This window comes from Vibrio sp. Isolate25 (genome assembly GCF_022398025.1).
Classification (GTDB): Bacteria; Pseudomonadota; Gammaproteobacteria; order Enterobacterales; family Vibrionaceae; genus Vibrio; species Vibrio coralliilyticus_A.
This window is the reverse complement of record NZ_JAKEUT010000011.1, coordinates 43,139-61,066: the sequence shown is the minus strand read 5'-3', so window position 1 is coordinate 61,066 and position 17,928 is coordinate 43,139. Positions and strand designations below refer to the sequence as shown.

The 17,928-nt window shown below is 43.5% G+C and carries 19 protein-coding genes; 12 read left to right on the top strand and 7 right to left on the bottom strand.

Features of this window, described 5'->3' with window-relative positions:
• The first annotated feature begins 113 nt into the window (after positions 1–113).
• The 4 genes from L1D15_RS17220 (at position 114) to L1D15_RS17205 (ending at position 3,284) form a co-directional block, all read left to right on the top strand.
• On the top strand, positions 114–1,118 hold the full coding sequence (locus tag L1D15_RS17220) for an ornithine carbamoyltransferase (RefSeq protein ID WP_239876532.1): 1,005 nt from the start codon (positions 114–116) through the stop codon (positions 1,116–1,118).
• 247 nt (positions 1,119–1,365) lie between these two features.
• On the top strand, positions 1,366–2,295 hold the full coding sequence (pyrB, locus tag L1D15_RS17215; protein ID WP_239876531.1) for an aspartate carbamoyltransferase: 930 nt from the start codon (positions 1,366–1,368) through the stop codon (positions 2,293–2,295).
• Positions 2,296–2,309: 14 nt separating this feature from the next.
• Positions 2,310–2,771: an aspartate carbamoyltransferase regulatory subunit gene (gene pyrI / locus L1D15_RS17210; protein ID WP_239876530.1), complete on the top strand. Its 462-nt coding sequence runs from the start codon at positions 2,310–2,312 to the stop codon at positions 2,769–2,771.
• Positions 2,772–2,894: 123 nt separating this feature from the next.
• Positions 2,895–3,284 carry a RidA family protein gene (locus L1D15_RS17205; RefSeq protein ID WP_004747250.1) on the top strand — a complete coding sequence of 130 codons (390 nt, stop codon included), beginning with the start codon at positions 2,895–2,897 and terminating at the stop codon, positions 3,282–3,284.
• Between the two features lie 83 nt (positions 3,285–3,367).
• Here L1D15_RS17205 and L1D15_RS17200 read toward each other — a convergent pair whose 3' ends face one another.
• Positions 3,368–3,532, bottom strand: coding sequence for a hypothetical protein (locus tag L1D15_RS17200; protein WP_239838882.1), 165 nt, complete (start codon positions 3,530–3,532; stop codon positions 3,368–3,370).
• Between the two features lie 105 nt (positions 3,533–3,637).
• Positions 3,638–4,570: a malate dehydrogenase gene (mdh, locus tag L1D15_RS17195; RefSeq protein WP_239871031.1), complete on the bottom strand. Its 933-nt coding sequence runs from the start codon at positions 4,568–4,570 to the stop codon at positions 3,638–3,640.
• A 330-nt stretch (positions 4,571–4,900) separates the two neighbouring features.
• On the opposite strand from mdh, the gene argR reads away from it, so the two are divergent.
• From argR to L1D15_RS17170, 5 genes are all read left to right on the top strand, one after another.
• Positions 4,901–5,371 carry a transcriptional regulator ArgR gene (argR, locus tag L1D15_RS17190; RefSeq protein WP_239838880.1) on the top strand — a complete coding sequence of 157 codons (471 nt, stop codon included), beginning with the start codon at positions 4,901–4,903 and terminating at the stop codon, positions 5,369–5,371.
• 334 nt (positions 5,372–5,705) lie between these two features.
• The gene (locus L1D15_RS17185; protein ID WP_239838879.1) at positions 5,706–6,674 is read left to right on the top strand and encodes a TAXI family TRAP transporter solute-binding subunit; all 969 of its coding nucleotides are present in this window, start codon (positions 5,706–5,708) and stop codon (positions 6,672–6,674) included.
• A gap of 229 nt (positions 6,675–6,903) precedes the next feature.
• The gene (locus L1D15_RS17180; protein WP_239871034.1) at positions 6,904–9,483 is read left to right on the top strand and encodes a TRAP transporter permease; all 2,580 of its coding nucleotides are present in this window, start codon (positions 6,904–6,906) and stop codon (positions 9,481–9,483) included.
• A 129-nt stretch (positions 9,484–9,612) separates the two neighbouring features.
• The gene (locus L1D15_RS17175; protein ID WP_239871037.1) at positions 9,613–10,050 is read left to right on the top strand and encodes a universal stress protein; all 438 of its coding nucleotides are present in this window, start codon (positions 9,613–9,615) and stop codon (positions 10,048–10,050) included.
• Between the two features lie 144 nt (positions 10,051–10,194).
• Positions 10,195–10,587 (top strand): DUF2061 domain-containing protein, encoded by a 393-nt coding sequence (locus L1D15_RS17170; RefSeq protein ID WP_239876529.1) that lies wholly within the window; start codon positions 10,195–10,197, stop codon positions 10,585–10,587.
• A gap of 4 nt (positions 10,588–10,591) precedes the next feature.
• Here the strand turns inward: L1D15_RS17170 and L1D15_RS17165 are convergent, their stop codons facing one another.
• The 5 genes from L1D15_RS17165 to L1D15_RS17145 form a co-directional block, all read right to left on the bottom strand.
• Positions 10,592–11,392, bottom strand: coding sequence for a hypothetical protein (locus L1D15_RS17165; protein ID WP_239876528.1), 801 nt, complete (start codon positions 11,390–11,392; stop codon positions 10,592–10,594).
• A gap of 698 nt (positions 11,393–12,090) precedes the next feature.
• Positions 12,091–12,447 (bottom strand): transcriptional regulator, encoded by a 357-nt coding sequence (locus tag L1D15_RS17160; RefSeq protein WP_239876527.1) that lies wholly within the window; start codon positions 12,445–12,447, stop codon positions 12,091–12,093.
• Between the two features lie 155 nt (positions 12,448–12,602).
• Positions 12,603–12,806: a hypothetical protein gene (locus L1D15_RS17155; RefSeq protein WP_130240487.1), complete on the bottom strand. Its 204-nt coding sequence runs from the start codon at positions 12,804–12,806 to the stop codon at positions 12,603–12,605.
• Positions 12,807–12,866: 60 nt separating this feature from the next.
• Positions 12,867–14,186 carry a HipA domain-containing protein gene (locus tag L1D15_RS17150; RefSeq protein WP_239876526.1) on the bottom strand — a complete coding sequence of 440 codons (1,320 nt, stop codon included), beginning with the start codon at positions 14,184–14,186 and terminating at the stop codon, positions 12,867–12,869.
• On the bottom strand, positions 14,176–14,715 hold the full coding sequence (locus tag L1D15_RS17145) for a hypothetical protein (RefSeq protein ID WP_239876525.1): 540 nt from the start codon (positions 14,713–14,715) through the stop codon (positions 14,176–14,178). Before L1D15_RS17145 ends, L1D15_RS17150 begins: the two co-directional genes overlap by 11 nt.
• Positions 14,716–14,821: 106 nt before the next feature.
• On the opposite strand from L1D15_RS17145, the gene L1D15_RS17140 reads away from it, so the two are divergent.
• From L1D15_RS17140 to L1D15_RS17130, 3 genes are all read left to right on the top strand, one after another.
• Positions 14,822–15,031 (top strand): helix-turn-helix transcriptional regulator, encoded by a 210-nt coding sequence (locus L1D15_RS17140; RefSeq protein WP_001035409.1) that lies wholly within the window; start codon positions 14,822–14,824, stop codon positions 15,029–15,031.
• 119 nt (positions 15,032–15,150) lie between these two features.
• On the top strand, positions 15,151–16,728 hold the full coding sequence (locus L1D15_RS17135; RefSeq protein ID WP_239876524.1) for a class I SAM-dependent DNA methyltransferase: 1,578 nt from the start codon (positions 15,151–15,153) through the stop codon (positions 16,726–16,728).
• The gene (locus L1D15_RS17130; protein WP_239876523.1) at positions 16,712–17,923 is read left to right on the top strand and encodes a restriction endonuclease subunit S; all 1,212 of its coding nucleotides are present in this window, start codon (positions 16,712–16,714) and stop codon (positions 17,921–17,923) included. The genes L1D15_RS17135 and L1D15_RS17130 overlap by 17 nt, the downstream gene beginning before the upstream one ends.
• The last annotated feature ends 5 nt before the right edge of the window (positions 17,924–17,928 follow it).

Genomic DNA, 17,928 nt, shown 5'->3' with positions numbered 1-17,928 from the left:
AAAAGCGGGATATTATTTATATCCCGCCACATTTACAAAATAATTATTCACAAACATCACATAACTATGTTTAACTAGTCCTATTAAAATAATGAGCAATGAAGGACTGAAGCATGGCTTTCAATCTACGTAACCGAAATTTCCTCAAGCTTCTCGATTTCACCCCAAAAGAGATCCAGTTTTTACTCGATCTATCTGCGGATCTTAAGAAGGCAAAATACGCGGGCACAGAACAGAAAAAGCTCGTTGGTAAAAACATCGCCCTGCTCTTTGAAAAAGCCTCGACTCGCACCCGGTGCGCGTTTGAAGTAGCGGCCTTCGACCAAGGCGCACAGGTTTCTTACATCGGCCCATCTGGTTCACAGATTGGTCATAAAGAATCGATGAAGGACACCGCGCGTGTATTAGGCAGAATGTATGACGGCATTGAATATCGAGGGTTCGGCCAAGAAATCGTAGAAGAGCTAGGGCAATACGCTGGTGTACCTGTTTGGAACGGTTTGACCGACGAATTTCACCCCACTCAAATACTGGCCGATTTTCTCACCATGCTTGAACACGGTCGCGGTAAGCTGCTCCATGAAATCAAGTTTGCTTACTTAGGCGATGCACGCAACAACATGGGTAACTCTCTATTGGTGGGAGCCGCCAAAATGGGCATGGATATTCGCCTCGTCGCCCCTAAAGCTTTCTGGCCAGAAGAGGAACTGGTGGCAAACTGCCAACTGATTGCTCTACAAACAGGGGCAAAAATCACGCTGACTGAAAGCGTTGATGAAGGCGTTAAAGATTGCGACTTCCTTTATACTGACGTGTGGGTTTCGATGGGTGAAGCTCCAGAGGCTTGGGATGAGCGAGTTGCTCAAATGAAGCCTTATCAAGTCAATATGGACACCCTAGATAAAACCGGTAACCCGCAAGTCAAGTTCATGCATTGCTTACCGGCATTTCATAATGATGAAACCACCATAGGCAAAGAAGTAGCCGACAAATACGGAATGAATGGGCTGGAAGTTACTGAAGAAGTGTTCGAGTCTGACCACTCAATTGTGTTTGACGAAGCAGAGAACCGCATGCACACGATTAAAGCTGTGATGGTCGCAACACTCGGTTCATAACACCAACAAAAATTGCACCATAAAGCTTCGATGTAATCGCTTGCGTTAACAAATCTTCAGCGTATAATGCTCGGCAATTTGTCTGGAGGTAGTGACCAAATGCCACGTAAAACGTGTTCTACAAAACGATTTACATTAGGTAAGCCAAAACGCTTACTGGCTGGTCTTTTTACTATTTCCACCGATTTTTAAAGCCTCCCTATTGGGAGGCTTTTTTATTGCCTAAATCGCAGATGGGACGATGATTATGACGAACACGCTTTATAACAAGCACATTATCTCAATTCCTGAGCTTTCTCGTGAAGAGCTGGAACTGATTGTCAAAACCGCAGGTCAACTCAAAGCAGAGCCTAATCCTGAGCTGATCAAGAACAAGGTGATCGCCAGCTGCTTCTTTGAGCCTTCTACCCGTACTCGTCTGTCTTTTGAAACCGCTATCCAGCGTGTCGGTGGCAGCGTGATTGGTTTTGATAATGGCGGTAACACTTCGCTAGCCAAGAAAGGAGAAACCTTATCGGACTCGGTTCAGGTTATCTCTTCTTATGTCGATGCATTTGTCATGCGTCATCCACAGGAAGGCGCTGCACGATTAGCTTCTGAATTCTCCAATGGTGTACCTGTCATCAACGCGGGTGACGGAGCCAACCAACACCCAACCCAAACTCTGCTCGACCTGTTCTCTATTGCCGAAACACAAGGCCGTCTCGATAACCTCAATGTTGCCTTTGTTGGTGACCTGAAATACGGCCGTACCGTTCACTCTCTAACGCAGGCTCTGGCAAAGTTTAACAATGTTCGCTTCTACTTCATCGCTCCAGAGGCACTCGCGATGCCAGATTACATTTGCGAAGAGCTGGATGAAGCTGGCATTGAATACAGCATGCACACAGATATGGAAACCGTCATCCCTGAGCTGGACGTGCTGTATATGACTCGAGTTCAGAAAGAGCGCTTTGACGAGTCGGAATACGCACACATCAAATCCGCCTATATCCTTACTGCACCCCTGCTGGAAGGTGCACGCGATAACCTAAAAGTTCTACACCCACTGCCTCGTGTGGATGAAATCACTATTGACGTCGATAAAACACCACACGCCTATTACTTTGAGCAGGCTGAAAATGGCGTCTATGCGCGTGAAGCCCTACTTGCCCTTGTTTTAAACCAATCACTGTAATCGGGAGAATCATCATGGCTAAAGAAACTCAATTGCAGGTTGAAGCAATCAAAAACGGCACCGTTATTGACCACATCCCAGCTCAGATTGGTATTAAAGTTCTCAAGCTCTTTTCAATGGATAAATCAGAGCAGCGCGTGACTGTTGGCCTCAATTTGCCATCTTCAGCACTCGGCCACAAAGACCTGCTTAAGATTGAAAATATTTTTATCAGTGAAGAGCAAGCAAGCAAGCTCGCCTTGTACGCACCGCATGCCACAGTTAACCAAATTGAAAACTACAAGGTTGTGAAAAAACTGGCACTGGATTTACCAGAACAGATCAACAACGTCTTTGAATGCCCAAACAGTAACTGCATTACTCACGATGAGCCTGTAGAAACCAGCTTTAAAGTGTTCGAGAAAAAAGATAACGTGCGATTAAAATGTAAGTATTGTGAGAAGGTCTTCTCACGAGAAATCGTCACTGAGCGTTAATCGTCGATTAATCATAAATAATCCCTGCTCTCTGATAGCAGGGATTTTTTCTTTACGCTGCTTTGCTTTCACGGCACACTGAGTTTCCTTAATTACGTAACCCACAACAGATGGAACATAATAATGACTAAAGTACTTCATACAGAATCCGCTCCTGCTGCTATTGGCCCATATGTACAAGGTGTAGACCTAGGTAACATGGTACTGACTTCAGGTCAGATCCCAGTAAACCCTGCAACAGGTGAAGTGTCGGCAGATATCGCAGAGCAAGCTCGTCAGTCTCTGGATAACGTCAAAGCGGTGGTTGAAGCATCAGGTCTGTCTGTGACTGACATCGTTAAAATGACGGTTTTCGTAAAAGACCTCAATGACTTCGGCACAGTTAACGAAGTGTACGGTAAATTCTTTGATGAGCATAACGTAGCAAATTACCCAGCACGTTCATGTGTGGAAGTAGCTCGCCTGCCTAAAGATGTGGGCATCGAGATTGAAGCGATTGCTGTCCGGAAATAATCGACCAGTGACAAAACGAAAGCGAGCACATAGCTCGCTTTTTTGATCATGGTAAATAAGTGGCCTTTATGACAACCGATGTATCATTGTGGATTACCCGTTAGTTCACTAATATCAGCCGCAAACTGTTGATGGGATTCACGCTCTTCAATAAGCACTGCATTGGTCTTGGCATCAATAACCAAGATTACCCCAACACCTTGCTTACACTCCACCAACATACCTTTTTCGATTTCAGTAATGTCCATAATCGTCTCCTTAACCTCATCATAGGTTTACCCTATCTAAGGGAAAAAGGATCAAAAAAGCCGACTCAACGTCGGCTTTATTTACACTACTTACTCATGTAGGACTTACTTAACGAAATCAACACCCGTTTGAATGTCGCCATTTAACGTTTCTAGCATGCCATCAAGCGCTGATTTTTCGAATGCGCTTAGCTCACCGTAGCTTAAGATTTCTTCAACGCCATCTTTGCCTAGTTTAACTGGCTGCGCGAAGAACGGTGCATGCTCGCCATCACCTTCGACATAAGCGTATTCCACCACATCTTCACCTTGAAGTGCTTTCACTAGTGCAAGGCCGAATCGACATGCAGCTTGGCCCATAGATAGAGTCGCACTACCACCACCCGCTTTTGCTTCTACCACTTCGGTACCCGCATTCTGGATACGCTTGGTCAGAGCTTCGACTTCTTCAGACGTAAACTCAACACCTTCCACTTGAGAAAGAAGAGGAAGAATCGTCACACCAGAGTGACCACCGATAACCGGTACACGCACTTCGCCTGGATCTTTGTCTTTTAGATCTGCAACGAACGTTTCAGAACGAATCACATCCAAAGTGGTAACACCAAATAGACGACGCTTATCGTAAACACCCGCTTTCTTAAGAACTTCTGCCGCAATTGGCACGGTTGTGTTGACTGGGTTAGTGATAATACCAATCATCGCTTTAGGGCAAACGTGAGCGATTTTCTCAGCAAGAGACTTAACGATACCAGCGTTGACGTTAAATAGGTCCGCACGATCCATACCAGGCTTACGTGCAACACCCGCAGAAATAAGAACAACATCCGCACCTTCAAGTGCTGGCGTTGGATCTTCGCCCGCATAACCTTTGATTGATACAGGCGTTGGGATGTGGCTTAGATCAGCAGCAACACCCGGAGTAACCGGAGCGATGTCGTAAAGTGCTAAATCTGAACCAGCAGGAAGACGGTTTTTTAGTAAAAGGGCTAGGGCTTGACCGATGCCTCCAGCGGCACCAATAACGGCTACTTTCATCGTAGTTCTCCTTGAGATGAATCTCTTTATAAGTCTTGGGGTGATTTGAAATCAACGCTGTCCAAAGCTATAGCAATCACATACTGATTACAATCAATTAACGTCAGCTTTGCGACCTTGCGCAACTCAGTAACAACGTGCTACACACAAGTGTTTATTATCCTTACATTTACCTTTAATGACAAAGAGTTAAGTAACTTTAAAATGCCACCTTACACATCCATTTACAGTGACACGATAGACAGAATTTGGCATAGCATTGGCACTATGTGCATAGCTATGCGAGAATATTCACTTGATTTTTATAAAAACAACGGTTGAAAGAGAACCATGCGTCATTCAGAAAAACAAGATAACCTCGTCCGTGCTTTTAAAGCGCTACTCAAAGAGGAACGTTTTGGCTCCCAAGGGGATATTGTTGAGGCTCTGAAAAATGAAGGCTTCGAAAACATCAACCAGTCCAAAGTTTCCCGCATGCTGACCAAGTTTGGCGCAGTACGTACCCGCAATGCCAAAATGGAAATGGTTTACTGTTTACCGGCAGAGTTAGGAGTGCCCACTGTATCAAGCTCACTGCGTGAACTAGTGCTGGATATCGATCATAACAATGCCTTAGTGGTTATTCATACTGGGCCGGGGGCTGCACAATTGATCGCGCGCTTACTGGACTCCCTAGGAAAATCAGAAGGCATATTAGGTGTCGTAGCAGGAGATGACACTATCTTTATCACTCCAACTCTCAGTATGACCACAGAACAGCTGTTCAATTCGGTTTGCGAACTGTTTGAATATACTGGATAAGTTTCAGATATAAGCCTATTTTATGAGTCACTCGAGAGTATTTTTCCTGTGACTCAAATCACATCTTGAATAAATCTCCTTACCTAAACACGCACTAAGCTAAATCCTTGATTAGCAAATGGTTTAACCTGCTAACTTAGGTTAAATTTTCGCTCAAAAACCAGCCAAATCCGCTACATTCTTTAACAATCGTGTAATTATGTGCCAATTTTTTGGTATTATTCAGCCACTTTTTCAACATATGGATTGAAAAAGATGCCGTTTCCATAAGAGGAAACTCCCATAGCGACTACACTTGCTATGGGGTTAATAATGAATAAAGGAAGGGAAATTCATGGCATTGAACAAACTGATTAAAGTTGGTGCTATTGCAGCTGCTGTAATGGGTGCTGGTGCGGTTAACGCTCAAGAGTTCATCACGATTGGTACTGGGTCTGTAACAGGTGTTTACTACCCAACTGGTGGTGCAATTTGTAAGCTGGTTAACAAAGGCCGTAAAGACCACAACATTCGTTGTTCAGTAGAGTCGACTGGTGGTTCAATCTACAACGTCAACACTATTCGTGCTGGCGAACTGGATTTCGGCATCGTTCAGTCTGACTGGCAGTACCACGGCTACAATGGTACAAGTAAGTTTGCTGAACAAGGCCCGTACAAAGAACTGCGAGCAATGTTCTCTCTACACACTGAACCATTCAACATCATCGCTCGAGCTGACTCTGGTATCGAAAATGTCTCTGACCTAAAAGGTAAGCGCGTTAACATCGGTAACCCGGGTTCAGGTGACCGTGCAACTATGGGTGTTGTCATGGAAGCAATGGGCTGGACTAACGACAGCTTTAAACTGGCTTCTGAACTGAAAGGTTCTGAGCGTTCTCAAGCTCTATGTGACAACAAAATCGACGCGTTCGTCTATGTGGTAGGCCATCCAAACGGTTCAATCAAAGAAGCCACAACATCTTGTGATGCGAAGTTAGTTTCAGCGACAGGTCCTAAGATTGACAAGATTGTTGGTGACAACCCTTACTACGCATTCAGCACAGTACCTGCTGGTATGTACCGCGGTACAGATAAAGACGTAAATAGCTTCGGTGTTGCTGCTACTATGGTAACCACAACAAACGTTTCTGATGAAGTTGCTTACAATGTGGCGAAATCTGTATTTGAAAACTTCGATACCTTCAAGCGTCTGCATCCTGCTTTTGCAAACCTTAAGAAAGAAGACATGGTGAAAGCCGGTCTTTCTATCCCTCTACATCCAGGTGCAGAGAAATACTACAAAGAAATAGGTCTACTTAAGTAACCTCTCTTTATTCACCAAGGAGGCTCTCCCTCCTTGGTACATTAAGCTCTAAGGTATTGAGCCAAATCATAATTATTTTGGAGTTTCACATTTTTGAAACTCCTCTTTGTTTCTATATATCAAAAACTTACAACTGAGCAATATTTCATCTTTTCACTAAACTGAAAGATGCAAAGTCAGGTTCTGACAATCATAAAAGACAAGGCCATTTATAATAAGGATTAAGTACATGTCGAAGACAACATCTCCGTCTCAAGATGTGCAAGAAATGGTAGCTCAAGCCGATACCGGTGCCCGTGCTCCACTGGGGATCCCAGGACGTATCTTATGGTTTGTGCCACTATGTTGGTCACTGTTCCAACTTTGGTACGCATCCCCTCTGCCGTTCATTTTTGACTTTGGCGTACTCAACGATACGGAAGCACGCTCAATACATTTGATGTTTGCCGTGTTCTTGGCGTTTACAGCCTACCCCGCTCTCAAGAGCTCTCCTCGTGATAAAATTCCCGCTTTGGACTGGTTATTAGCCTTAGCAGGTAGCTTCTCCGCTGCGTATATCTATATCTTCTACACTGAGCTGGCTGGTCGTTCCGGCGCTCCCACAACATTAGATATTGTTGTTGCTGTGACTGGTATGGTATTACTCCTCGAAGCAACTCGTCGTGCACTAGGTCCACCATTGATGGTCGTAGCAGCCGTATTCTTACTGTATACGTTTGGCGGCCCATACATGCCAGACGTGATTGCTCACAAAGGGGCCAGCCTGAACAAAGCGATGTCTCACCTGTGGTTAACGACCGAAGGTGTGTTTGGTGTTGCTCTGGGAGTATCAACCTCATTCGTTTTCCTATTTGTACTCTTTGGCGCAATGTTAGAACGTGCAGGTGCTGGCGCTTATTTCATTAAAGTCGCTTTCTCTTTACTCGGTCACATGAAAGGCGGTCCAGCAAAAGCAGCAGTTGTCGCTTCAGGCCTTTCAGGCTTAGTTTCTGGCTCTTCTATTGCCAACGTCGTAACGACGGGTACTTTTACTATCCCATTGATGAAGCGTGTTGGCTTCCCAGGAACGAAAGCCGGTGCGGTAGAAGTCGCCGCTTCAACCAATGGTCAGCTAACACCACCAATCATGGGTGCTGCGGCATTCCTTATGGTCGAGTACGTTGGAATCTCTTACGTCGAAGTTATCAAAGCGGCGATCCTTCCTGCTCTGATTTCTTACATCGCACTGATTTACATCGTTCACCTAGAAGCATGTAAAGCAGGCATGACTGGTCTTCCTCGCCGCCACAACCCAACATTGCTGGCTAGCTTGCTATCTTTCACAGGCACGATTCTTGGCCTATGTGTGATTAGCGCTGCCGTTTATTACGGTGTTGGCTGGACGAAAGACGTGTTCGGTGATGCCGCCACCCCTATCGTCACCGTGGCATTGCTGCTCTCTTACATCGGTCTGGTCAGCGTCTCGGCTAGATACGCCAAAGAAGGCGCCATTGAGATTGATGCTGAGCTCACTGAAGTACCAGATCCGGGTCCAACGATAAAATCTGGCTTGCACTACCTACTTCCAATCGTGGTACTTGTGTGGTGTCTGACAGTTGAACGTTTCTCTCCAGGTCTATCAGCCTTTTGGGCCACGGTATTCATGATCTTTATCCTGATTACTCAACGTCCTCTCATGGCCGTACTGTCAAAGCAAGGTGCTATTGCCGAGCAAACCAAAGAAGGCTTTATCGACTTGCTTGAGAGTTTAGTGTCTGGTGCTCGTAACATGATTGGTATCGGTGTTGCTACCGCTGCAGCGGGCACAGTTGTCGGGGTAGTCACTCTGACAGGTATCGGTCTCGTGATGACGGATTTCGTTGAATTCATTTCCGGCGGTAACATTATCCTGATGCTTCTGTTTACCGCAGTGATCAGTCTGATCCTCGGTATGGGCCTACCGACGACCGCAAACTACATCGTGGTATCGACCTTGATGGCACCAGTTATCGTTACCCTTGGTGCACAAAGCGGTTTGATCATCCCACTGATTGCCGTTCACTTGTTTGTGTTCTATTTCGGCATCCTTGCGGATGATACACCTCCAGTTGGTTTGGCTGCCTTCGCAGCGGCGGCCATCGCGAAATCAGATCCCATTCGCACGGGTATTCAAGGCTTCACCTACGATATTCGTACTGCAATCTTGCCATTTATGTTCATCTTCAACACTCAACTTCTTTTGATGGGTATTGATAGTTGGTGGCATTTGTTGCTCACGATCATATCTTCCGTCATCGCAATGCTGATATTCTCTGCTGCGACGCAAGGCTGGTGGTTTACTAAGAACAAGTGGTGGGAAACCGTCCTACTCTTAGCTCTGACCTTTACTTTCTTCCGCCCTGGCTTCTGGTGGGATCAAATTTATCCAGCCAAAGTACTTCACCCAGGTACAGAGATCGCGCAAATCACTGAACAGCTGCCTGTTGGTCAGGACATTGAGCTTCTCGTTGCCGGTGAAAATCTTGAAGGTGATTTCATCTCGAAAACAGTTCGTCTGCCATTCGATGACAGTGCGAAATCAGCGGAGGATCGTATTGCGTCGATGGGGCTAATGCTCAATAACGCCAACGGCCGTATGTTAGTCGACATGGTCGAATTTGGCAGCCCTGCAGAAGCTGCTGGTGTTGATTTCGACTGGGAAATTCGCTCTGTTGTCGTTGACGCCGATCGACCAATGAAAGAGTGGGTTTTCGTACCAGCACTGCTACTCCTTATTGGCTTGGGCATGAACCAGCAGAGACGAGCTCGAAAGGAACAATTGAGCGCGTAACTTAGTCAGCCTCACTCCACTGAGGGAAGTGGGGCTACACTTATACCAAACACATTAGTGGATTTGGTATCTACTAAGGATGCAATGACTTGGCCTCGTTGGAGGCTAAGCTTAAAAAGAGAGCTATCGATGTATAAGCAAATTCTTGTTCCTGTCGATCTGAACGACAAAGGTTTTTCTGATAAAGCACTTGAACTGGCTGTCTGGCATGCCAAGTACTCCAAGGCTCAAGTTCATCTTCTGAACGTATTACCAGGTATTCACATGTCTATGGTTGCGACCTATTTTCCAAAGGATGCCGCAACAAAAATGAAAAATGACGTTGAAAACCAGCTGAAACAGTTCGCAGTCCAGCATATTCCAGAAGAAGTCGTTTATAAAACACATGTAGCTGAAGGCAAAGCGTACGCCACGATTCTCGACTACGCGGAAAAGCTCGGTGCAGACCTGATTGTGATGCCAAGCCATAAGCGTTCTAAACTGGATAAGGTAGTATTAGGTTCCGTCGCCAGTAAAGTGGTTCAGAACTCCCCTATCAATGTTTTGGTGGTCAAACCGCACGGCTAAGTTAACTGAATAAAGACAAAAGGCGCTCAATTGAGCGCCTTTTTTAATAGTTATCAACGATTGATATTATAGTTTCAATCGAGTTCATTTAATGAAACTAATTATCAATAATGATCCTATCAACACCAAAGACTGGATCACATCATGAAAAAGACACTCACTTTTGCCGCTCTTCATTTCACTATCGCGTTCACTGTCGCGTATCTATTGACGGGGGATATCTTGATCGGCAGTTTAATTGCCATGATCGAGCCTATGGTGAATACTGTTGCGTTTTATTTTCATGAACAAGTCTGGCACACCTCACCTCGCTTAAAAAAACATCAGAGTGCTACCACACTGAAGACCACCAGCTTTGCTGTTGTACACTTCAGCGTTGCCTTCAGTGTGGCTTATCTTTTAACAGGGAGCTGGTTAGTCGGAGGAGTCATGGCAACGATAGAACCAAGTATTAACACGCTTGCCTATTACTTCCATGAGCGAGTCTGGCAGCACAGACAAACTTCTCTGTTTTCACAGCACATAACCCGCGCTTGAAAGACTAAATTGGAAAATGCGTCACGCAGAGGTCTTCACTCAGGCCAATATTAAATTTTTGGCATTGGCCATCGAGCATCACTTCCAATTGATAAAGCTCTTCGGGATCAGGTTGGCTTGCGTTGAAATAAATCGGAGCTTCTACCTGAAATAAGGCGCTGACATGATCATTTCTCACATCAATGGGGAGATGATACGTCATACCATTAAATTTCACGGATGCAGAAACCAACCCAGACGCATAAGTTTTGTAGTGCAGATCTACCATAAATTCACAGCCTCCCCCATGGTGCCATATCTGTTCAGTCACAACATGCTCGAGCCGTACGTGGCGAATAAACTGTAAATAAGGCTCTTTCCAAATCCCCATTCGAGAGTCAAACTTCTGGTAGGTTTGTGCCCCTAAGGGGCAAAGTTCTAAACTGTCTTCCTCAAATAACAGCCCCTCTTCCTCTTCGAGAAATAATATCTCAAACCGATTCCGACCAAGCTGCATATAAGGTCGAATATCTTTCTTATATTCGGCTTGCGAGCCATCACAATCAAACAGCGCGACGCCATTGAGTCGAACTTCCGCATGATAATCCACTCCTCCCAACACCAAATCCACAGCGGGGAAAGCCATCATGGCTTCATCAACCTCAATATCATGCATCAAGTGCCACTCCTGCTCTGCAATGGCAGCTTCCGAAAGAAGGTCTGGGAGTTTAGCGCTTAATGGAGCGGGAAAAGTGATGTCATCCTGAGGAATCGAGAAGTTCGTTAACGGCGAAATTTGCCATAAACCTGCGAGTGATAGCTGCATGTTTCCCTTATAAATTGAGCTAGATCAAGTTTGGGTGATTATAAAGAATCAATATAGTGAAAGATACCTAAGTACTCTCGGATTTAGGTACAAAAAAACCAGCCTCACGCTGGTTTTTTCTTATGACGAGAGGTTACTCGTCATCTCCGTCTTCTTCAGGGTATAAGGCATCTTCACCACTGTACACCTCTACACTTTATTTATTTAAATTAGTATGAGAACGCTTTCTTAGAAAGACTTCTCACACTATTCTCACCTTTTTACTCAATTCAAGGTTGTAACTTATAAAAGGTGAGAATCTTTCCATTAGAATTCTCACCTTTTATCATTAACTGTGAAACTATGATGTATGACAAGCACTACTACAATGTGCACATCCGTTGGCGTTATATCCCAGTTGGCGTGCTCGCGCTACTGCTGGTGCACAACTAGCATAATCTCCTAAATAAACACGATTATGCTCTGCGGGAGACCATGAACAGCTTAATGTATGAACCTCATTATCTCCATTAGGTTGTTTGTTTTTGTTTACATAGTATTTCATTTATTGCTTCCTTGATTATTGTGTTCGATATGCCAGCTTAAGCTAAAAAGCAACCTCGAAATGCGAACCAAGTTGCACACAATCAATCTAACAAAAATTATTGGAGTTTTGTTTGTATATACCATTTATATTGATGCTAATTAACAGTTCAAAGTTAAAGCAAACTGCCCATAACAACCTCGAACTTCGTAAACAACGCTATTGGTCGAGATTCCATTCCCCTCACATCCAGATAAGCAAAGCCCTTAGATGAAAGAGCTTCGAAAGCATCAGTAACATCCTTGATACTGCGCCCACTCATTTCAGCAAGTTCATCAAGACTGTTTGGCTTCTCGCGAGCAATCAAATTCAACAGTTCAACATTTTCGTTAGACAGCAGTTGTGAAAGCGCAGCCAGTGACTCAAACAAAAATTGAGGGTAAGGTTCTTCAGACGTCACTTTTCCTTCTGCAATACGAACCATACGCTTACGAGCAAGCTCTTCTGATAGAATGCCGATTTTTGCTTTCATACCATCCTCACTCCTAATAGACGCTATCTAAATCGACTGAATAATCACCGACGATCACATCTAATTCTTTTTTCATTTCTTGGGAAGGAGTAATCAACAGAAGTGGTTCTCACACGAAGTTTCTGTTAGACCACTGATCTTTTCTTTTTCGCGCTTCATTGCTGGCTACTCCCATTTTTTATTGACGCAATCACTTTTAATAAATCGGTCGTGATTGCTGGGCATTTGTCGTTCATAAAAACTGTTACTTCATCACCAAATTTCATCGTTACGATTCCATTCTTATCGACACTTAACAGAGCGAAAGACTGCCTCAAATCAAGAGTCGTGTTACTTCCATTGGTCGTGGGTTCAGTCATTTTTCCCTCACTGCTAACGAGTATGTTTACAACATGGGCAACAATTGTTACCCCAGATGTTTACTTAATTGTTCTGTTTAACTTTTCAACCATTTCAGTGGCATGTTGAAATATTGCATCCTTTACCAACGCGAACTCCTGTCCAGGGAATCTTTTGTCTATAGAGCTAAGTGCGCAACTAAATTGAGCGAGAAAGGTAAAGACGATTTCATGGCATTCAGCATTACTGATACCGAATCGACTCGCTGTCTGCTCTATATGCCGTAAGCAAATTTTGCTGATATGGTATTTGTATCCTCGTGATGCTTGCAGTCCCATTGCTAGTTTTAGCTTGCGCTTATTTAACCCTGTAGCACTGACAGCGGGGTAAGCTGATAGCAAATCGTAGAACGGTGCAAGTTGATAGTGTCCTCCAGGAGCAATATGCACGGAAAAATTCTTGAGATGACCGTCAGTAGCACCAAGAAGACACTGTAAAATCATAAACTTAAAAAAGTTATGATTGTTCGTCTTACTTTGCGCAGAGAGACTTAAAACATCAACAATTTTGGAAACACCGAGGTTGTTCTCCGATTGATATTTTAGATGTTCAGGTACACCGAAAATCTGGCAGAAATCTTCTTGATGCCTACGAGTCACAACTCCATCACCAAAACATCGGTCGAACCGTTTTACTGCAAGGGCTTTAGCTCCTGATTCAGTCGTTATTACCTCCACATTAGGAACGTTAAAACCAAGTTCCTTCGCTATTTGCGTACAGATGAATTCATTCTCAATGCTGCTACTCATATCTAGCACAGAGTTACTTTGGGTAATAACATCCATCGGATACTTAACTATGTGACTACTGAACGCGGTTCCCTGTGGGACATACCACCTTCCATTTGTTTTCATCAGTGTGGTTTTTCTTTGTGTACCAGATACACATGGCCTGTAGTCACCAAAACATGGAAGAAATGACTTACGCTGAGTAACGAGTTCATTTAATTCACTTGCCGAGATCTCTCGATATTTCCCCCCTATATTTGGTGGCTCCCTACTCTCAGTAAATGAAATGCCGCCTGTGCAATCGTGACCAAATTTTGAGAGTAATGTGAATACATCGTTGGATTGCACACCGACCGAGTGAGCAAGGATTAATCGTTCCTCCATTAAATCAGGAAGAAGATTATTCATGAAATTCAATGCATTAAATGATGAATTTTCTCCCATCCTTAACGGTAGGCTCAACGAGATCGGAAAGGATGCATGATATGCTAACCATTGTTCAGAATATGAAAATGACAAGTTGTTCTTCGACCGTTGAACAAACTGCCCCACGAGCATGTTGTTATTTGTGGCATGTGCGTAAAGTATAGGATTGGACAAATTAGCTCCCACTTTCTACTGCATGTGCTGTGTTTTTGTAGAAGGTAATTGCGTTTTCTACTGCCTGCATTTCGGCTTTGAGATCCAATCTACGATTGTCGTACTCGGATATATACTCGTCTAAACACACCCGAAGTTCTGAGTGTTGAGTACACAACTGATTGAAATGCTTCCATGTTCTTTTATGAAGAGAATAGGACTCTGACAGCTCTGACTGTTTATCTTGCAAAATCGTCAAGAGACTTTCTTTCTTGAGAGAAAGATAATTGGAATCCTCACTGTAATTATCGTAATCAACAACCTCCCAGTCGGTATGGTTAAACATAAAACCTTTGGAAAACAACTCATCTCCATGCTTATCGAAACCGCACGACAGGACTGCACCGATAAGCGACATTTCCTTCAATTTTTTTTCGACGTATTCATCCGATAAGTACTCTTTCTCATCACCGTCTAATGGAAACGACTTTAAGTCATTGGCAGAGAAATGTTCATTGTAATAAATGGCGAGAAATAACTCTTTTCTGATCTTTACCTTCATGTGTTCAAAAAACGGCCTTTATTGATGATTTTGAGGATTATAATCCGTGGAGTTATATGCCGCAACTGTGCAATTGTTCAACAAATTAATTTCATAAATAAAAACTATGAACAAGAAGCTTGCAGCACTTGTGGGCAAACGCATTGCAAAAATGAGGAAATCTAAAGGGTTAACTCAAGATAAACTCGCGTTGTTCGCAGAAATAGATAGAAGTTATGTAGGACGCATTGAGCGCGGTGAAGTCAATATCACGATTGAGAAGTTGTATGAAATTGCGGAGACCTTGGGCTGTGATGCCAAGGAGCTTCTCCCCTAAAACACGGTTAATTTTCATCAACCACGACAAACAATGTACATCTACTATGCAGTACGCTAGGCGTATGTTGCATATTACGGTAAAATTTCCCCACTAAATTTCGCATGGCAAACAAGAACATGGCTAAGAAACCAGCAGAAAAGAAAAACGAAAAATCATTTGAAGAAACACTCTGGGATGCAGCCAACAAACTACGTGGTAGCGTTGAATCATCTGAATACAAACACATCGTATTAAGCCTGATATTCCTCAAGTTCATCAGTGATACCTTTGAAAAACAGCGTCAAAAGCTAATTGATGCGGGGCTAGAAAAACACATTGATATGGTTCCAGCTTACACCAAGGACAATGTGTTTTATCTACCTGAAGAGAGCCGTTGGAGCTTTATTCAGAAAAACGCTAAACAAGAAGATATTTCGCTAAAGATTGATACCGCTTTAAGTACCATCGAAAAAACCAACAAAGCACTACAAGGCGCATTGCCTGACAATTACTTCTCCCGTCTTGGTTTGGATGTCAGTAAGCTAGCTGCATTGATTGATGTCATTAACAACATCGATACCTTAGCGAATCCGCACGAAGATGTAGTGGGTCGTGTCTACGAATATTTCTTGTCTAAATTTGCGATTGCAGAGGGTAAGGGTAAAGGCGAGTTCTATACACCAAAGAGCATCGTTAACCTAATCGCAGAACTGATTGAGCCATACAAAGGTAAAATCTATGACCCTTGTTGCGGTTCGGGCGGTATGTTTGTTCAGTCAATGAAGTTCATTGAGAACCACAAAGGCAACAAGAAAGACGTTTCTGTATATGGTCAAGAGTACACAGGCGCAACCTACAAACTAGCGAAAATGAACCTCGCTATTCGTGGTATCTCTGCCAACCTTGGCGCAGCCGCCAAAGACACCTTTGCCAATGATCAGCACGAAACCCTAAAAGCTGATTTTATTATGGCAAACCCACCATTTAACCAGAAAGATTGGCGAGCTTCCGATGAGCTGGTTGATGATCATCGTTGGGATGGCTACGAAGCACCACCAAGCAGTAATGCCAACTATGCTTGGATTTTGCATATGGTTTCCAAGCTGTCTGAAAATGGGGTCGCTGGTTTTATTCTGTCAAACGGTGCGCTATCAGGCGATGGGACAGAAAAAGCCATTCGCAAAAAGCTGATTGAAAATAATTTGGTTGAAGCGGTAATTATTCTGCCTCGCAGTATGTTCTACACCACCGATATCAGTGTCACCTTGTGGATACTTAACAAAAACAAAAAAGCGCATACAGTTCCGCACGAAGATGTCACTCGCAATTATCGTGATCGTGAAGAAGAAATTTTGTTTATGGATCTTCGTCAACGTGGTGAACCATTTGAGAAGAAGTATGTTCAGTTCTCTGAGCAAGATATTCGAGACTTTGCTGATACGCTTCATACTTGGCAGCAAGAAGAGGCGGAAGATAAGTACAAGGATATTGCAGAATATTGTTACTCGGCTAAGAAAGCTGAGGTTGCAGCCAAGGATTACTCGCTTGTCCCTAGTAAGTACATTGAGTTCATTAACCGAGATGAGAACGTTGACTTTGATGAAAAGATGGAAAGTCTAAGAAGTGACTTTAGTTCTCTTTTATCAAAAGAAGAACAATCTAAGAACGACTTACTAAATGTTTTTAAAGAGCTGGGCTATGAGATCAAACTATAAAAAGCTAGGTCAGTTTATTCGGGTTGTTGACTCAAGAAATAAAGAAAACCGTAAGGATAACCTACTTGGTGTATCAACCCAGAAGGTGTTTATTGATTCTGTTGCTAACACTGTAGGAACTGACTTTAAAAAGTACAAAATCGTCAGAAAACATCAATTCACTTACGTACCTGATACGTCTCGTAGAGGAGATAAAATCGGTATCGCAATGCTTGAGTCATTAGATCAGGCGTTGGTATCCCAAGCTTATACCGTATTTGAGGTTATAGACTCAAATCTGCTAGACCCAGAATATTTGATGATGTGGTTTAGGCGACCTGAATTTGATCGCTATGCTCGATTTAAGTCTCACGGTTCAGTTCGTGAAATTTTCGATTGGCAAGAGATGTGTGATGTTGAATTGCCAGTCCCATCTATCGAAGAGCAGCGTGAGATCGTGCGTGAATACAATGTGGTGAATGACCGTATTGCACTCAACGAACAACTTACTCAAAAGCTAGAAGATACCGCTCAAGCAATTTACAAACAGTGGTTTGTTGATTTTTCTATACCTGATGAATCAATCGTCTTGGCAGAAACAAAAAACTTAGACTTTCCAAAAATACCAGAAGGTTGGGAGATCAAGCGTATTGATGAGTTGGCAAACAAAATAGGTAGCGGTTCAACACCAAGAGGTGGTAAAGGCGCATACAAATCCCAAGGTATTTCTCTTATCCGTAGTATGAATGTACACGATTATCAATTTGTGTACGAAGATCTTGCGTTCATTGATGACGTTCAAGCTAAAAAGCTGGCGAATGTAGAAATTGAACCTAGAGATGTACTTATCAATATTACGGGAGTTTCTGTTGCTCGCTGTTGCGTTGTGCCAAATTCGGTATTACCCGCCAGAGTAAACCAACACGTGATGATAATTCGACCAAACCTAGAGATGTCCTATTACTTGCAGTGTGCCTTAGCTAGTTCGAGCTATAAGTCTAGATTGTTAGGGACCAGTGAAGGTGCTTCCACTCGACAAGCTCTAACAAAGGCAGATATTGAAGAGTTTTTGGTTTTAGTTCCATCTGAAGGTGTGCTTGCAAAGTTTGAGGGTATCGCTGAAGTAATCTTTTCAAAGATTGCAGCCCTAGCCCAAACTTCGCAAAAACTGAAAGAGCTAAGATCAATTATATTAAGTAAATTAGCAACGAGTTGAACGAA